We start from the raw sequence: 15912 nt of genomic DNA, 5'->3' as shown, positions 1-15912 counted from the left end.
ACCCGGTCCCGCCGTTCGCCGCGCAGCAGGCGCAGTAGAATGGGCTCGGGCAGGTACAAGATTCCTGCCGCAGTCCCGTTGCACGTCAATTTGCTTTTTGCGAGCTGCGTGCTTCTCATGTTCAGCTTCACCAGCTTCGATATGCTCAGCATGAGCCAGCTCTTGTCGATGATCGACGAGTACAAAATCTCGTACCCGAAGTATTTTGCGCTTGGCAGGTTGAGCAACGCGGCGGGCATGTTTCTCGGCTGGGCGCTTGCGCTCGGGGTCATGCTGGTCGACTCGGCGTTCCCCTCCTGGCATCTCTCCCAGGTGCTTCCGATCGCTATGATCCTCGTGCTCATGTTCGTCGTGATGGCCTTCTCCTACGACTCGATGAGAGGCTCCAATGCGAAAGACGGCGAGTCGCATGCCGCTCCCGCTGCCCCTGCGGCGTGGAAGATAGCTTGCGACGATGTGTGCGAGCAGTTTGCGCTGTCGCCCCGCGAGAGCGAGGTGTTCGCCCTTTGCGCGAAGGGCCGCGATACCGCTTATATCTGCGACGAGCTCTGCGTGTCCAACCACACGGTCCGCAGCCATATCTACCATATCTACGGGAAAATGGACATTCACTCTCAGCAAGATCTCATCACGATTGTCGAAAATCGAGTTCAGGAGATCAAAGCAGGCAGATAGCGCCTCTCTTTCTGCCGTGGAATGCAGTTCGCCTGTCTTTGCCTTCCGGGTTTAGCCGATATTCTATTGGCCTCGGCTCCGGATGTCGTTGAATGGGACGATGAATGGTTTGTTTGCAGCAAACCCCCTAGTTCGTGGTCAACAGAGCGAGTTGTGCGCTGTCGAAAATGGGGAAGGCGAAGGGGCAGCAATTGTCGACCTGGGCAAACGCCGACGACAGCGGACTCGACTCGGGTTGAGGCGGGAAAAAGCGGCATTTTCCGGTCTTGCAACGTCGCGCAACTCGTTCAGTTGGCCACGAAGTGGGTGGACTGCTACATCCGAGCGGGCCGCCCGCCCATGTGCCGTCCAAGCCTACAAGTGCGTCCCGCACGCCCTGCCAGCTCTCCGTCTCCGATCGGGGTCGCCAACTCCTCTCGCGTCCCGCGCTTTGGCCAAGCTTGTCGGTGCATCTCTCGGCCCAGGCTCCGTCAACTCACTTGTGCTACCCAAGCACCATCAACTCGCCTCGCGCCCGCACGCAGCCCGCAGCCTCTTTCAACTTGTTATGCGGAATGCCTCCGCTCGCTCGCTGCTTGCCGTAAAATAGCACGCAAACGATGCGTCGGGTCTCGGGCGCACTCGCACCCCCGCGGCCCGACGAACAAGGGAAGGACTCTCATGCCGAAAACGATCGACCCTATATACACGCCCTCCGTGCTCGATGTGCCGGACGCGATGTTCGATGACCTCGACTTCGATGCGCTCACGAAAACGGTGTGCGGCTTGCAGGGCGTTGTCGACCCCAAGCCGAAGACGGCCGCCATCATCCTGGCGGGCGGTTCGGGCGAGCGTTTCGGTCGCGAAGGCGGCAAGCAGCTCGTCGAAATCGCTGGGAAGCCTATTCTCACTTGGTCGGCAGAGGCCTTTGACGCCGTGGGTGACGTGGGACTCATCGTCATCGTGTGCCCCGAAGATCGCCAGGAGGAATACCTCAACCGCGCGATCAACCCGTTCCCGTTCGTCACGCCCATCGTGGTCGCGCCCTCGGGTCCTTCGCGCCAGGAGTCGGCGTTTTCTGGCCTCGAGTACGTCACCGATGAATACGAGTACGTCGTCTTACACGACGGCGCGCGCCCGCTCGTTTCTCCCGAGCTCATCTTGCACACCATCAACACCTGCAAGGGCAACATCGATTGCGACGGCGTCATCGTGGGGCACCCCGCGGTTGATACGCTCAAGATTGTGGAAGACGGCGTCATCATGGGCACGCCCGACCGCCGCGTGTTCTGGGATGCGCAAACGCCGCAGGTTTTCCGCACGGGAATTTACCGCCGTGCGCACGCGAGCGCGCTTTCCGATGGCTTCGTGGGCACCGACGACTCCTCGCTTATCGAGCGCCTCGGCGGCAAGGTCCTCGTGGTGGAAGGCAAGCGCAACAACATCAAGCTCACGGTGCCTGAGGACTACATGATGCTCGCTGCTGCCGTGCGCGCGCTCTATCTGAAGCAGCCGGAGGAATAATCGATGGACCCCAGGAACCTCCGGATCGGCCAGGGCTACGATGTCCACCAGCTCACGGAAGGGCGCAAGCTCATCATGGGCGGCGTGGATATTCCCCATACGCGGGGCCTTCTCGGGCACTCCGATGCCGACGTGCTCGCGCATGCGGTGGCCGACGCGCTTTTGGGCGGCGTTCGCGGAGGGGACATTGGCAAGCTGTTCCCCGACACCGATCCCGCTTACGAAGGCGCCGACTCCATGAAGCTGCTCGCCGCTGTGGCCGGTTTCGTGCGCGATCGCGGCTACGAGATCCTCGACGTCGACAGCGTCATCGCTGCTCAGGCGCCGAAGCTTTCCCCCTATCGCGATCAGATGCGCGAGAACCTGGCGCGCGCGATGGGCATCTCCCCTGAAAACGTGGGCGTGAAGGCGACCACGACTGAGCATTTGGGCTTCGAAGGCCGCGAAGAGGGCATTTCGGCTACGGCGGTGGCTCTTCTCGTTCGATGTACGGATTGAGTTTGCTATAATCCTACTTGAACAGAGGGGTTTGCTATGAATATTTTCAAGACGATCGCCGAAGATGTCCGTGCCGTTAAGGAACGAGATCCTGCTGCGCAAAGCTCGTTCGTCATCTGGCTCACCTACCCAGGCCTCCACGCGCGCTGGTCGCATGTGGTGGAACACTGGCTGTGGAATCATGGCCTAAAGAGCCTCGCGCGCATATCGTCGCAGTTCACGCGCTTCATGACGGGTGTGGAAATTCACCCGGGCGCCCAGATCGGCCGCCGGTTCTTCATCGACCATGCCATGGGCGTCATCATCGGCGAGACCACCATCATCGGCGATGATTGCACGCTCTACCAGGGCGTCACGCTCGGCGGTACCGGCAACGAGACCGGCAAGCGCCATCCGACTCTCGGCAACAACGTCATCGTGGGCGTGGGCGCGGCGGTGCTTGGCAACATCACCGTCGGCGATAACTCCAAGATCGGCGGCGGCGCGGTGGCGGTGAAGGACGTGCCGCCCAACTGCACGGTCGTCGGCATCCCCGGGCGCATCGTCAAGCGCGATGGCAAGCGAGTCACCAGCGAGCAGTCTGCCACCGCGAAGCGCATGGAAAACCTTCCCGATATCGTGGAAGAGCAGCATCGCTCCAACTGCGCACGCATCGACTACTTGGAGGCGCAGATCGCCGCGTTGCGCGACGAGGTCTGTCCGCAGTTCAAGAAGGCGCTCGCCGATGTCGAGCCCGTAAACCCGGAGGATTTGGAAGAGGACTAGGCGCCCGCTGAACGAGCGCTTTCCCAGCTATCACAAGAAAGTATCAGGAACCTTATGATTAAGATCTATGACACCAAGCTGCGCCAAAAAGTCGAGTTCCAGCCGAAGGAGCCCGGCAAGATCAGCATGTACGTCTGCGGCCCGACCGTGTACAACCGCATCCACATCGGCAACGCGCGCACGTTCATCAGCTTCGACGTGATTCGCCGCTATCTCATTTGGCGCGGCTTCGACGTGACGTTTGTGCAAAATGTCACCGACGTCGACGATAAGATCATCAAACGTGCAGGTGAAGAGGGTAGAAGTGCGGCAGAAGTGGCCGCCGAGTACACCCAGGCGTTCATCGACGACATGCACGCGGCTGGCGTGCTCGACCCCGACGTGCGCCCGCGCGCCACGGGTGAGATTCCCGATATGATCGCGCTTGTTCAGGAGCTCGTCGATGGCGGTCACGCCTACGAGGTCGAAGGCGACGTGTACTTCAGCGTGCGCTCGTACCCCGCTTACGGCGAGCTTTCCGGCCGCAACATCGACGAGATGGAATCGGGCCACCGCGAGCTTCGCGCCGATGGCCAGGGCCTTGAGGCCCGCAAACGCGACCCGCTCGACTTCGCCCTGTGGAAGGCGGCCAAGCCTGGCGAGCCTTCGTGGGATTCCCCCTGGGGCAAGGGGCGTCCGGGCTGGCACATCGAGTGCTCGGCCATGTCGCGCAAGTACCTGGGGCTTCCTTTCGACATCCACGGCGGCGGCGCTGACCTGGTGTTCCCGCATCATGAGAACGAGCGTGCGCAAAGCGAGGCCGCGTGCGGCTGCACGTTCGCGCGCCATTGGATGCACTCCGGCATGCTCCAGATTGCCAACGAGAAGACCGGCGAGATCGAGAAGATGTCGAAATCGCTCAACAACTTCCTGCTTCTGCACGAGGCGCTCGACATTGTGCGTCCTGAGACGCTTCGCATGCTCATGCTGCAGACGCACTATCGCAGCCCGCTTGTGTTCGGCGACGCCCGCTTGGCCGAGGCCGATGCGGCGCTCACGCGCATCGAGAACACGGTGAAGAACCTCGAGTGGCTGCTTGCGTCCGCGACGGCCGAGGGCGCAAGCGCGCTCGACGCTGCGGCGATCGAGGGGGCCGTGCAGGCGGCGCGCGCGGCCTTTGTCGACGCGATGGACGACGACTTCAACGCCCCTGCCGCACTGGGCGCGGTGTTTACCCTGGTTGGTGACGTGAACAGCGCGATAGCGGGCAAGGAGCCCACCGCGGCCGATGCGCCGGCGCTCATTGCCGCGCGCGACTCGATCGCCGAGCTCATGGGCGTGTTCGGTATCGACGTCGCGGCGGCAACTGCCGAGGGCGACGCCTACCCTGCCGAGGTCGTCGATCTTGCCGCCGAGCTCGCCGGATACGCGGGCGGCAACGCGACCGAGGCCGTCGAGGCGCTCGTGGCCCTTCGTGCTGAGGCGCGCGCTTCGAAGGACTGGGCCCGCGCCGACGCCGTGCGCGATGGCATGGCAGCGCTCGGCCTCGCGATCAAGGACACGCCGCAAGGCCCTCAGGTGGAAATGGCGTAGCGCAGGCGCGCCTCAGACGAGCGGAAGAGTGATCATCTGAATACCCAACGCAACATGGAGCTCCTTGCGCCTGCAGGGGGTATCGAACAGCTGCGCGCTGCCGTGCGCTTCGGCGCGGACGCGGTGTACCTGGCCTCCGATCGCTTCGGCATGCGTGCCCGCGCGGCGAACTTCGCGCTTGAGGACATCCCCGCCGCAGTGGAAATCGCCCACGCTGCGGGCGTGAAGGTGCACGTCACCGCGAACATCCTCATGGAGCAAGGCGACCTGGCAGCGCTGCCTGACTATTTCTGTGCGCTCGATGCGGCGGGGGTCGACGCCTTCATCATCGGCGATTTGGGAGCGGCCGCCATCGCCCGTCGCGTGGCCCCGCGCGTGGCGCTCCACGTGTCCACCCAGGCCTCCGTCGCCAACTCTGAGGCGGCGTGCGTGTGGCATAGCCTGGGCGCGAGCCGCGTGGTGTGCGCGCGGGAGATGTCGCTTGACGATATCGCCCGCATGCGCGAGGAGATGCCGGCCGACATGGAAATCGAGGCCTTCGCGCACGGCGCCATGTGCATGGCGGTCTCGGGGCGCTGTCTCATCAGCTCCTATCTCACCGGCCGCTCGGGCAACCGCGGGCACTGCACGCAGCCCTGCCGCTGGAGCTACACGCTCGAGGAGGAGAAGCGTCCGGGCGAGCATTTTCCCATCGAGGAAGACGACCGCGGCACGTTCATCATGAACGCGAAGGACATGAACATGCTCGCGCACCTTGACGCGCTGCGGGCGGCGGGCGTGGACTCCATCAAGATCGAAGGGCGCAATAAGAAGGCGTTTTACGTGGCCAGCGTCGTGAACGCATATCGTCAGGTGCTTGACGGTGCGCCGGTCGCCGATTTCGCCCCTGAGCTGGAGGCGGTGTCGCATCGCCCGTATGGGACGGGGTTCTTCTTTGGCGAGGCTGAGCAGGCTCCTAACTACGATGGCTATGAGCAGCAGGCGATGCACGTAGCCGACGTCGTCGCTGCCGACCCCGAGGACCGCACCATCGTTGCGCGCTGTCGCAATCGCTTCGCGGAAGGGGAGGAACTCGAGGTCCTCAGCCCGCGGGTGCCGATTACCCGCGTTGTCGTGCGCAATCTCACGTGGTTGCCCGATCCCACGGAAAGCGACCCCGACCCTGCGCCGGTGCCCGTGCCCGTGGCGAATCGCTCGTGCGGCATCTATCGCTTCACGGTCGGGACAGGGGTTGGGGAAGGTGCAGTTGTCGAGGCTGCCGGAGCCGGAGCCGTGGCCGAGGTGAGTGCCGCGGCCGCGACTGGGACCGAGGCCAACGCTGGGGCTGCCGCTGTTCTCGAGGCCGGTACCAACGTTGCAGCCGACGCCGGGGCGAGCGATGCCGCTGCAGCTGGTGCCGACGGCGTTCTCGCGACTCGCGTGGGTACGGGCATCACCGACTTCGCCCTTCCCGCTGCGGGGGACTTCTTGCGCGTGCGTCGCTTCCGGCGCTCGGCGCGCTCGGGCGCGTAGGGAAGGCAGCCGCCGCTGGGCGCCGACCGCCCCGCCCCGCCCAGCTCCGGCGCTCGGCACGCTCGGGCGCATAGGGTAGCGTGACGCCCGCGATCGGCGCGAGCTCTCGTGGGCGTCACGTTCCCATTTCGGGATACACGAGCCGAGCCCCCGAGGCGATTCCCGTCGCGCTGTCCCGCCAACTCCCGACTCGTTTTCCCTTCTGAGTAGCTACGCCCGGGGGCGTGATATAGCCACTTTCACGTGGGATTTCGAAAAAGCGCCTGGTGCTTGCTAATTCTTCGCCCAACACTTAAAACTCCGCGCGCTTCTTGATATCATGTTCCCAAGGTAAACCCGATGAAAGGGGTCGCTTATGGGAACCAAGGCGGTCGATGCTCTCGAAATATCCTTTGAGGATATGCCCATGTACCTGCGCGCCAAGCATTCGGTGTACATGGACGTCAACGGAGCGAGCTATTACCTCACCGATGTGAACGATCGGTACTGGCGCGCGCAGGACACCTCCCAGAAAAACGAGAAGGGCCACTACGTCGATTGCAGCGAGCTTGTGCCGACGGTCGGCGAGTTCCTCGACATTCCCTTCGTCGATGGCAAGAGCCTGAAGGAAGTGTTCGACGACGCGACATTCTACGCATCGGAAAAGCCCGAAGACGAGTAAAAGGCGAGGGCCACTTCAACAATCAAATAGCAATACCTTAAGGCGGCTTCGGCCGCCTCTTTAATTGCTACTGTTGTGATACCATGTGACTCGTAACGGTGGTCGCGCCAGGGGGAGCGGCCTTTGGCTTAGACGACGAGAAAGAGAGAAGCCTTATGGCAGAAGAACAAGAGTGCTCGCATTCGTGCGGCAGCTGCGGCGTTGAGGGTTGCGGCGAGCGCACGGCGCCTTCCAAGTACACGACCAACGCGGCGAGCAACGTGAAGCACGTGATCGGCGTTGTGTCCGGCAAGGGCGGCGTCGGTAAGTCCCTCGTGACGAGCCTGCTTGCAAGCGAGCTGCGCAAGAAGGGTTTCAACGTCGGCATCCTGGACGCTGACGTCACCGGCCCCTCCATCCCGAAGACGTTCGGCGTGACTGACAAGCTGCATGCCGACGAGACGGGCATCTACCCGGCGCTTACCGACAGCGGCATCAAGGTCATGTCCGTGAACCTCATGCTCCCGAAGGGCGACATGCCTGTCGCATGGCGCGGCCCAGTTGTCTCCGGCATCATCAAGCAGTTCTGGGATGAGACCAACTGGGGCGACGTCGACTACATGCTGATCGACATGCCTCCGGGAACGTCGGATGTGTTCCTCACGGTGTTCCAGATGCTGCCCGTTGATGGCATCGTTACCGTTTCCGCACCTCAGGAGCTTGTTGCCATGATCGTCGGCAAGGCGGTCAACCTGGCGCACGACCTGGATGTCCCCGTTGTGGGCCTGGTCGAGAACATGGCGTACTTCAAGTGCGACGAGTGCGGCAAGGAACACCACATCTTCGGCGAGCCCCAGGGTGCTGCCGTTGCCGAGAAGTACGGCATCCCTGCAGTGGCCACGCTGCCGATCGACCCGAAGTTCGCAGCTCTGTGCGACGAGGGCAAGGTCGAGGAATACGACGTTGCCGGTGCGCTCGACGACATCATCGCGCACGTGGAGGCCGCAAAGCGCGAAGAGGCCGAGGAGAAGGCCGAATAGCGCTCGCGAGAAGGCTTGACCCCAGGGGCAGGCTTCTCAAGCGTGTGATTCACCAAGCATGTGATTAGACAAGCGCCGCCTCGCGGAACGAGGCGGCGCTTTTGTTTTGGAGTAGGGTACGGTGCCCCTGTACAAAAACGACGATATGTTATGCAGAAACTATGTAAAACTCCTCAAAATGAGCGAATTTGAGGAATAACGTGACGCGATTTCGCTTTTGGTGCGACACTTTTGGGACAGCTAAGAGGGATAATCAGGCAGTATCACTATTTCTTCACAACTTATCGTCAATTTTGTACACGAGTAATCGATGAAGCCGGTTGGGGTGCTGGGGGATATTTTTCGGGCTCGCGCCTCGCGCTGGCGCAATCTTGCAGCAGGCGGCATCGTGTCAAGTCGGCGTCCCGGCTGTGGGTCTTATCGCTTAATTGCTCGAGGAGATTGCGCTGAAACCTCCATATGTTTTTTGCGGAAGAAGGGGATGGTGGCGTGCGCATGTTCTCGCGTGCGGCTTATCGGGGCGTGGCGACCTCTTGCGCTCGCCGGCGGCGTTACGACCGCTGTGTGCGGCTTCGGCAAACTCGTTGAAAACTTTTTCAAAAAAGTGCTTGACCGAAATCGTCGTTCTGTTAGTATAGTCGATGCACCTTTTACGGGGAATTAGCTCAGCTGGGAGAGCGCATGGCTGGCAGCCATGAGGTCAGGGGTTCGAACCCCCTATTCTCCACCATGAATTCAATCGCTGGTCGAACAATCGGCCAGCGATTTTTTTATCTCCAGGTTAAAGGGAAGGGATCCGAATCCTGCGAGGATTCGGGCAGCTTTGCGCTTTGCGAGGGCAAATGGGGCTTATAGGACGGAGTGGGCTTCTGGGGCGAAACGTGCACCCTAGTTTTGATTCCCCTGAGGGTAAACGGTTCTGCGGGCTGTTGCTACCAAAAAAGTACGCCCCCAAAGCCCAATTGTGGCAGGAATTCCGAGTTATCCCACTGGAAAACGCGGGACGAGAAGGTAGCTGAATAGCGGCAACCTCATGACCTGGGGATTCCTTGTTCGAGGCGGTTTCTATTCGACGGCTTCTCCTCGTTTGGGGGCCTTCCTCTTGGGGTAACTCGGTTTTCGTGCCAGAATCTTCCCTTTGGCGTGGACTTTGTCGGGATACCTCGTTTTTTGTGCCACGTTTCTCAAACGGGGGTAGCGGGTTGTGTCCAGGATGCGCATTGCGGGAGCAACTCGGTTTTGCGCCACTGTTTTCCTGTTCGCTCGTTTCTGTTGCGTTGCAATCTTGCTTTCTTACTCGTCGCAATTACGAACTTTGCGGGATGTGGCGTTTGATTGCCTCCCGGTAGGCTTTCCCGTAGCGCGTGGGCGTGGTGTTTCTGCGGGTGATAATCCCGATGGTCATGGTCTCGTCCACGTCCAGCGGAATGGAGATGATGTTCTCGCCGTTGAGCTCGTGCGATATGACCCCGCTGCACACGGTGTACCCATTCAGCCCCACGGCCAGGTTGAACAGCGTCGCGCGGTCGCGCACGCGGATGTTCTTGCGGCGGTCGAGCGTGCTGAGCAGCTCCTCGCTGAAGTAGAACGAGTTGAAATCTCCCTGCTCGTAGGAAAGGTAGGGGAAGTCGTCGAGGTCGTCGAGCGTTACAGACTCGCGCTCCGCAAGCGGATGAGCGCTCGAGATGAACACGTGCGGCTCGGCGGTGAACAGGGGCTCGAATAGAAGGTCTTGGCTTCGCAGCATTTTCTCGATGACCTCGTGGTTTCGCTTGGAGAGGTAGATGATCCCCAGCTCGCTTTTCATGCGCGAGACGTCCTCGACGATCTCGTGCGTTTGCTCCTCGCGCAGGGTGAAATCGTAGCGGAAGGCGTTAAACTCGCGTATGACGTCGACAAACGCGTTAACGGCAAACGAGTAGTGCTGACAGGAGACAGCGAAGTGGGGGACTTGCTGCGTCTCGCCCTTGTACTTCTCCTCCAGAAGGTCAGCCTGTTCGAGCACCTGCCGGGCGTATCCCAAAAACGTCTCACCCTCCGATGTCACCACGACGCCTTTGTTCGTGCGTTCGAAGATGACGACGCCCATTTCTCGCTCCAGATCGTGGATTGCGGCGGTGATGGACGGCTGGGACACGAACAGGCGCCTCGACGCCTCGGTGATGTTGCCCACTTCGGCGACTTTCACGACGTATTTCAGTTGCTGCAGTTTCATGAGCGCTCCTCGCCTGTGGCCATCGGTGTTCAAGGATAGGGGGAAAATAACATCCTTGCAGGCGTTTCGCGCAAAGAACTCAAAAGGGGGAGAGCTTGTTTGCCCTCCCCCTCGGGGGCCACGCGCGGCGTGCGCGCGGCCTAAGCTAGTCGCCCCACACTTCCTCGGCGATCTCGCGCACGAGCGCCACCTTCGCCCACTGCTGCTCCTCGGTGAGCTTGTTGCCAATCTCGCAGCTTGCGAAGCCGCACTGCGGGGAGAGGCAGAGGTTCTCGAGCGGCACGTACTTCGCCGCCTCGTGGATGCGCGCGATGACGGCCTGCTTATCCTCGAGCTCGGCACGCTTTGTGGTGACAAGTCCGAGCACGACCTTCTTGCCCGCGGGCACGCTCGAAAGCGGTGCGAAGCTGCCGGAGCGCTCGTCGTCGAACTCGAGGAAGTAAGCGTTCACGTGCTCGTTTGCGAGCAGGGCATCGGCGACGTCGTCATAGCCGCCCTCGCAGGCCCACGTGCTGTGGAAATTGCCGCGGCATACGTGCGTGTTGATGCGCAGGTCGGCGGGCGCGGCGTCGAGCACGCGGTTGTTCACGCGCAGCAGCGTTTCCTTGATGCGCGCGAGTCCCGCTTGGTCGGTCCCGAAGAAAAGCTCTGCCTTCGGGTCGACAAGGCATCCCCACGAGCAGTCGTCAAACTGCAGGTTGCGACAGCCCGCGGCGTGAACCTGCTCGATGAATGCCAGGTAGGCGGCGACGATGTCGTCTTCTAGGAGCGCGTCGCTTCCGTATGCGGCGTCGGTCGCCTTGCGGTTCATGGGCATGATGAACTGCTCGATGAACTGCGCGGGCGCGGGAATCGTCAGCTTCGCCGTGGTGTTCTCGTCCTCGAAGGACTGTACGAAGCGGAAGTGCTCGACGAAGGGATGCTCGCCTGCGAGCGAAATCTTCCCCGTCAGATAGGTGTCGTCGATCTTGGCGGCCTCGTCGTGGAACGGCAGGCCGTCTTCGGTTGTGGAATGGCCGATGCCCTCGAATGCCCACATGAAGTCAAGATGCCAGGTCGCACGGCGGAATTCGCCGTCGGTGATGAAGCGCAGGCCGGCCTTTTTCTCCTTCGCGATGAGGTCGGTGATGCACTCGTCCTCGACTGCCTTCAAAGCTGCGGCGTCGATTGCGCCTGCGCTGAAATCCTCGCGCGCCTGCTTCAGCTTCGCGGGGCGAAGGAAGCTGCCGACGACGTCGTATCGATTCGGTCCATAGTTCACTGCCATTGTCTGCCTTTCGGTTGGATGTTTGCTCGCATGCGCCTAGGCGCTGCTCGGTTTCGTGCGCTCGCGGCTGCGGCGCCTTGTTTCGTTGTGAAGTATAGTCATACGCTCGGAAATCGGAAAATATTTGATTCGGAGTATTCGCCATAGGAAACTCCTATCGATAAGGAGTACGCCTCCTATCTTCCCTTTGGGACGAAACGAAACGGGACGACGGATGTGGAGCGCGCCCGATGCCGCGTCTGTCGGCGACCAAGCATGCGATTATGCAGGTGTCGCCGAACAAGAGGCGGCACCACCACAGTAACGCAGAGCCACAGGGGCAGCTCCTTCGCCAAACGCTCGACGCCGATCGCCACGTCGGCGCATCCCTTCGAGACGAGCGCCGCGTTCGCTTGCTTTGCGTACGGGTTGACGAGCGCGGTGTAGCTGCCCACGTGGGCACGCGAGACCGGCAGCCCAGCGGCGGCGAGGGCGTAGGCGATAATGTCGCCCGAAAGGTCGTTGCCGGCGATGACGAAAGGCTCCCGGCCGTCGAGTGAGAAGGCGCGGAGCATTCGCGACCTCTTCTGCGGTGAGCGCGTCGTCGTCGGGCATAACCCTCATCTGTGGTTGGTTTCAAGTTAGAATAATAGCACTATCAGGATAAAGTGGCGACCGCGATAGGTATCTGCAAGCCACGACAGTGCTGGCTATTCTCGCAACCACCTACTGGGTTGATTGCGGCCCGCGGCAGGTGGTTGTCGGCCCGCAAGCGCAGACGGCCAGGTTGCCCTGAACGTTGTGGACGATCCGGTTGAAATCGGCGCGGCGGCAGATGTCCGCCACCGTCATCTTTGCGAAGCCGGCTTCGGCCAGCAGCGCGAAGAACGCCTCCCGTATGACTGCAAGCGTGTAGCGTCGCCGGCGGTTGACCTTCGTTTCCCATCGCCCCTCTAATCTGAGTCGCTCGCATGGCCGGCTCCCACCTGTTTTCGGGGTGGCGGGGTATAGCGCGATGCTCTGCCCTATCCGATGCGCAATCTTTTGCGATAGGCGCGCGGCGTTGTTCCGTAGGCGCGCTTGAATGCGTCGGTGAACGCTCCTTGGTTGCGATAGCCTGCGCTTTTGGCGATTCCGCCGATTTCGCGGCTTCCATCAAGGAGAAGGCGCCGACCGTGCTCCAGGCGCCGTGCGCGGATGTAGCTTTGCGGGGTGTCTCCCTGTACATTGCGGAACGCCGATATCATTTTCCCCTCGCTTACATGGGCGATATTGCACAGCGTTTTCGTGCTGAGATCGGATGATAGGTTGCCGTCGATGTAAGAGCAGATGCATTCGACGCAATCCTTGTCGCTTATGCGTGCGGCCTCGGCTGCTGTGCCCTTCCCGGGAATGCCGCTCGCAAGCAGCGCGAAACATTCAATCACCTTGGCGTGATAATACGCATCGGCTACTGATGCGGCGGGGTAGGTGATGTCAAGCCCTCGAAGTGCCGAGGGCAAGCCGGGCACGCCGTCCGACGTGATGAGCTGCTCGATGGCGCGGCGTAGTTCCTTCTCGTCGCAGTGTAAGGCATCCGCATAGCGGTGTATCGCTTCGGGGGCTATGGTGATCGACGCCGATGACAGTCGCTTGCCGGGCTCGAACGAGCTTATGTAGGGGCCGCCATCCCAGTCGTGCCCTATGAGCTTGCAGTTTGATCCAGCGCACTCAGGCGAGCAATACATGGGCATCGCATGCTCATAGAGGCCGAACCCCAGATAGGGAATAGTCTCTATGACTGCCTCCACGGCGCGTTCGTATGTGATGTCCATCGACACGACGATGGTGTCGCCGTCCATGAGGTAGAACCAATAAGAGCCCCTGCCGTATCGGGGGTCGACGAACCATGTCTCGCCGATGCTTCGCACCAGGTTTGCCTGTCCGAATCCGCGCGCGAGCGCTTCCTTCGCGCATACGGTGTGCAACTGAGAAAGCTGCGTGACGAACATGTCGTAAAGCGGGTTTCCTTGTTCTGAGGCGTAGCTTCCGTTTGATTTTTCGGTAGAACTTGAATTCTTTTCGGCGTAGTTTTCCATCTTCCCGTTCCGTCTTCCGCATTGCCTTATTGAACTGTATTTTATCGTAAATAGTTATATATGGCTAACTAGTAGGAAGAAGGACGATAATCGCATGGCTCTTTCGATGGGCGCGCCTTTGCCCTTGAACGCGGTAGTGCAGACGCAGCCTTCGACGTCTGCCAACGCTGCACCGCGCCATCTTGACCCGCGTACGTCGCTTGCGGTTCTGGCGGCGATCAACGTGCAGATGGCGCTTATGCAAAGCCTGTTCGCCGAGATGGGCGTTTTGGCGCTTACCGTTGTCGTGATGGCGTATTGCCGTCGCTTCTCCGCGATCGTGCGCTGGCTTGCCTTCTATGCGCTGTTCGCCGTGACGGCGCAGCTGTTCGTGGCGAGCGGGAACACCCTGCTTTCGCCCTTTGCGGCGTCGCTTCTCATGTACCGCCATGTTTTGCCCGCCTTCATGTTCGCTTTCAACATGATCGCAACCACGCGTCTCGGCGAGCTCGCTTGCGCGCTGCAGGCGATGCGCGTTCCCGCGAACGTGTCGGTTGGCGTGTGCGTGGCGTTTCGTTTCCTTCCCACCATGGGACGCGAATTCTCTGCCGTCGCCGACGCGATGAAGACGCGCGGCATCGCTCTCACGCCGAAATCGGTCGTGTGCCATCCCGCCAAGACCGCCGAGCACTTCCTTGTGCCCGTGATCGCGCGTTTAGGCCAGGTTGCCGACGAGCTGGGGAACGCGGTCGTTGTTCGCGGCGTGGGGGCGAGTGCGCACCGCACCTCGTATTACCACTTAAGGGTGCGCGCTATCGATGTTGTGTGTCTCATTGCTGCGATGGCGCTCCTTGCACTTTCCGCTTGCTTTAGAGCGGGGGTGCTCTGATGATGGAAAATGCCGCCGCGGCGAAGGCTTCGCCCTATGCTATCGAGCTCGATGGATGCACGTTTTGCTACAAAGGCGCTTCCCGTCCATCGCTTCGTGACGTTTCGCTTAAGATCCCTCGCGGTCAATGCGTTGTTGTGACCGGGCAGTCAGGATGTGGCAAGACAACGCTTACGCGCCTCGTTAATGCGCTTATTCCTCTTATGTACGAAGGGGACCTTCAAGGTGAGGTGCTTGTTGCGGGAAAACCCGTTTCCGCATGGACGATGGGCGAGCTTTCCGCGCATGTCGGGTCGGTGTTCCAGAATCCGCGTAGCCAGTTCGTCAATCTCGACGTGACCTCGGAAATCGCCTTCGGATGCGAGAACTTCGGAATCGATCGCGAGGAAATGGTCGAACGTGTGGCGCAGGCAGCGGCAACGCTCGGTATTGAGGGCCTGCTCGGGCGCGGTACCGAGGCGCTTTCCGGCGGGCAGAAGCAGTCGGTTATCCTGGCATCGGCCTATGCGGTGCATCCTGACATCTTCGTGCTTGATGAGCCAACCGCGTCGCTCGATGTGCATGCGATGCGGAATCTTGCGCGCACGGTTGCGCTTCTGAAGAGCCAGGGGAAGACCGTGCTTATCTCCGAGCATCGCCTGTGGTGGCTTGATGGTATTGCAGACCGCTATGTGGTTATAAGCGATGGCTCGGTTATAGGAGACTGGGCGGCGGCAGAGTTCCTTGCTATGCCATTTGAAACGAGAACCGATATGGGGCTGCGCGCCGCCTCTCTTGCTGAAATCGACTCTGTTGTGGCGGTGTCGCCCTTGGGCGACGTGGTCGCATCGAATGCCTCCAGATCACCTTCTTACGGAAAAACCATCGTACGTATGAGCGGCGTAGTTGCTGGCTACCGCGGTGCGCCTGCGGTCTTGAACGGTCTCGATTCCTGCCTCCTTTCGGGTAGTGTCGTCGGTATTGTGGGGCACAACGGGGCTGGGAAAACGACGTTTGCCCGGTGCATGGCCGGCCTTCTCAAGGAAAAGGCGGGGGTGATCGAGGTCGACGACGTGCCGCTTCGCGCAAGGAAACGGGCGGGGCGCGTGTACCTGGTTATGCAAGAACCGGGGTACCAGTTGTTCAGCAGCACAGTTGACGATGAGCTTGCAAGCGCGTGCTCTTCGGATGGCGCGGAAGACGGCCTAGGTAATAAGGACCGGATTGCAGCAATAAAGGCTGCGCTTGCTCTCGAAGGTCTTGCCGACAGGCACCCGCTCTCCCTTTCAGGCGGGGAGCGCCAACGGCTTTCCATCGCTGC

General features: G+C 61.0%; 14 protein-coding genes and 1 tRNA gene. 11 read left to right on the top strand and 4 right to left on the bottom strand.

Going from position 1 to position 15912, the window contains the following annotated elements:
- From Q0I65_RS08850 to Q0I65_RS08810, 9 genes are all read left to right on the top strand, one after another.
- Positions 1-675, top strand: a 675-nt coding sequence (locus tag Q0I65_RS08850) for a helix-turn-helix transcriptional regulator (RefSeq protein ID WP_296062599.1), incomplete at its 5' end; no start/stop codon positions are given.
- 660 nt (positions 676-1335) lie between these two features.
- On the top strand, positions 1336-2178 hold the full coding sequence (gene ispD / locus Q0I65_RS08845) for a 2-C-methyl-D-erythritol 4-phosphate cytidylyltransferase (RefSeq protein WP_296062597.1): 843 nt from the start codon (positions 1336-1338) through the stop codon (positions 2176-2178).
- A gap of 3 nt (positions 2179-2181) precedes the next feature.
- Complete coding sequence (gene ispF, locus Q0I65_RS08840) at positions 2182-2676, top strand: 2-C-methyl-D-erythritol 2,4-cyclodiphosphate synthase (RefSeq protein ID WP_296062595.1); 495 nt, start codon at positions 2182-2184, stop codon at positions 2674-2676.
- A gap of 36 nt (positions 2677-2712) precedes the next feature.
- The gene (gene cysE, locus Q0I65_RS08835; protein WP_366513251.1) at positions 2713-3441 is read left to right on the top strand and encodes a serine O-acetyltransferase; all 729 of its coding nucleotides are present in this window, start codon (positions 2713-2715) and stop codon (positions 3439-3441) included.
- Positions 3442-3495: 54 nt separating this feature from the next.
- Positions 3496-5013 carry a cysteine--tRNA ligase gene (gene cysS / locus Q0I65_RS08830; RefSeq protein WP_296062593.1) on the top strand — a complete coding sequence of 506 codons (1518 nt, stop codon included), beginning with the start codon at positions 3496-3498 and terminating at the stop codon, positions 5011-5013.
- 54 nt (positions 5014-5067) lie between these two features.
- Positions 5068-6525 carry a peptidase U32 family protein gene (locus tag Q0I65_RS08825; RefSeq protein ID WP_366513249.1) on the top strand — a complete coding sequence of 486 codons (1458 nt, stop codon included), beginning with the start codon at positions 5068-5070 and terminating at the stop codon, positions 6523-6525.
- Between the two features lie 355 nt (positions 6526-6880).
- Positions 6881-7186 carry a CDP-alcohol phosphatidyltransferase gene (locus tag Q0I65_RS08820; RefSeq protein ID WP_276998991.1) on the top strand — a complete coding sequence of 102 codons (306 nt, stop codon included), beginning with the start codon at positions 6881-6883 and terminating at the stop codon, positions 7184-7186.
- 155 nt (positions 7187-7341) lie between these two features.
- Positions 7342-8205, top strand: a complete 864-nt coding sequence (locus Q0I65_RS08815) for an Mrp/NBP35 family ATP-binding protein (protein ID WP_158050341.1) — start codon at positions 7342-7344, stop codon at positions 8203-8205.
- Positions 8206-8859: 654 nt separating this feature from the next.
- Positions 8860-8935: transfer RNA gene (locus Q0I65_RS08810), tRNA-Ala, on the top strand.
- Positions 8936-9511: 576 nt separating this feature from the next.
- Here the strand turns inward: Q0I65_RS08810 and Q0I65_RS08805 are convergent.
- From Q0I65_RS08805 to Q0I65_RS08790, 4 genes are all read right to left on the bottom strand, one after another.
- Positions 9512-10420, bottom strand: coding sequence for a LysR family transcriptional regulator (locus tag Q0I65_RS08805; protein ID WP_296062583.1), 909 nt, complete (start codon positions 10418-10420; stop codon positions 9512-9514).
- 145 nt (positions 10421-10565) lie between these two features.
- Positions 10566-11687 carry a 5-methyltetrahydropteroyltriglutamate--homocysteine S-methyltransferase gene (locus Q0I65_RS08800; RefSeq protein ID WP_296062580.1) on the bottom strand — a complete coding sequence of 374 codons (1122 nt, stop codon included), beginning with the start codon at positions 11685-11687 and terminating at the stop codon, positions 10566-10568.
- A 176-nt stretch (positions 11688-11863) separates the two neighbouring features.
- On the bottom strand, positions 11864-12241 hold the full coding sequence (locus Q0I65_RS08795) for a hypothetical protein (RefSeq protein WP_296062578.1): 378 nt from the start codon (positions 12239-12241) through the stop codon (positions 11864-11866).
- Positions 12242-12691: 450 nt separating this feature from the next.
- Positions 12692-13744: an AraC family transcriptional regulator gene (locus Q0I65_RS08790; protein WP_296062576.1), complete on the bottom strand. Its 1053-nt coding sequence runs from the start codon at positions 13742-13744 to the stop codon at positions 12692-12694.
- A gap of 94 nt (positions 13745-13838) precedes the next feature.
- Here Q0I65_RS08790 and Q0I65_RS08785 point away from each other — a divergent pair, with 94 nt between their 5' ends.
- Positions 13839-14612, top strand: coding sequence for an energy-coupling factor transporter transmembrane component T (locus tag Q0I65_RS08785; RefSeq protein WP_296062574.1), 774 nt, complete (start codon positions 13839-13841; stop codon positions 14610-14612).
- The coding region (locus tag Q0I65_RS08780) for an ABC transporter ATP-binding protein (RefSeq protein ID WP_296062571.1) at positions 14612-15912 on the top strand (1301 nt) is incomplete at its 3' end. The genes Q0I65_RS08785 and Q0I65_RS08780, both read left to right, overlap by 1 nt.

Source organism: uncultured Ellagibacter sp. (assembly GCF_934643285.1).
GTDB lineage: Bacteria > Actinomycetota > Coriobacteriia > Coriobacteriales > Eggerthellaceae > Ellagibacter.
Note: the sequence above shows the minus strand (reverse complement) of the source record. Positions and strands in the feature narration are given on the sequence as shown.

What these genes read in the sequence shown, in the direction of transcription:
- cysS (WP_296062593.1), top strand. Translation starts at nt 3,496, where the DNA reads ATGATTAAGATCTATGACACCAAGCTGCGCCAAAAAGTCGAGTTCCAG.
- Q0I65_RS08820 (WP_276998991.1), top strand. Translation starts at nt 6,881, where the DNA reads ATGGGAACCAAGGCGGTCGATGCTCTCGAAATATCCTTTGAGGATATG.
- ispF (WP_296062595.1), top strand. Translation starts at nt 2,182, where the DNA reads ATGGACCCCAGGAACCTCCGGATCGGCCAGGGCTACGATGTCCACCAG.
- Q0I65_RS08805 (WP_296062583.1), bottom strand. Translation starts at nt 10,420, where the DNA reads ATGAAACTGCAGCAACTGAAATACGTCGTGAAAGTCGCCGAAGTGGGC.
- Q0I65_RS08815 (WP_158050341.1), top strand. Translation starts at nt 7,342, where the DNA reads ATGGCAGAAGAACAAGAGTGCTCGCATTCGTGCGGCAGCTGCGGCGTT.
- Q0I65_RS08790 (WP_296062576.1), bottom strand. Translation starts at nt 13,744, where the DNA reads ATGGAAAACTACGCCGAAAAGAATTCAAGTTCTACCGAAAAATCAAAC.
- Q0I65_RS08785 (WP_296062574.1), top strand. Translation starts at nt 13,839, where the DNA reads ATGGCTCTTTCGATGGGCGCGCCTTTGCCCTTGAACGCGGTAGTGCAG.
- ispD (WP_296062597.1), top strand. Translation starts at nt 1,336, where the DNA reads ATGCCGAAAACGATCGACCCTATATACACGCCCTCCGTGCTCGATGTG.
- Q0I65_RS08825 (WP_366513249.1), top strand. Translation starts at nt 5,068, where the DNA reads ATGGAGCTCCTTGCGCCTGCAGGGGGTATCGAACAGCTGCGCGCTGCC.
- cysE (WP_366513251.1), top strand. Translation starts at nt 2,713, where the DNA reads ATGAATATTTTCAAGACGATCGCCGAAGATGTCCGTGCCGTTAAGGAA.
- Q0I65_RS08795 (WP_296062578.1), bottom strand. Translation starts at nt 12,241, where the DNA reads ATGCTCCGCGCCTTCTCACTCGACGGCCGGGAGCCTTTCGTCATCGCC.
- Q0I65_RS08800 (WP_296062580.1), bottom strand. Translation starts at nt 11,687, where the DNA reads ATGGCAGTGAACTATGGACCGAATCGATACGACGTCGTCGGCAGCTTC.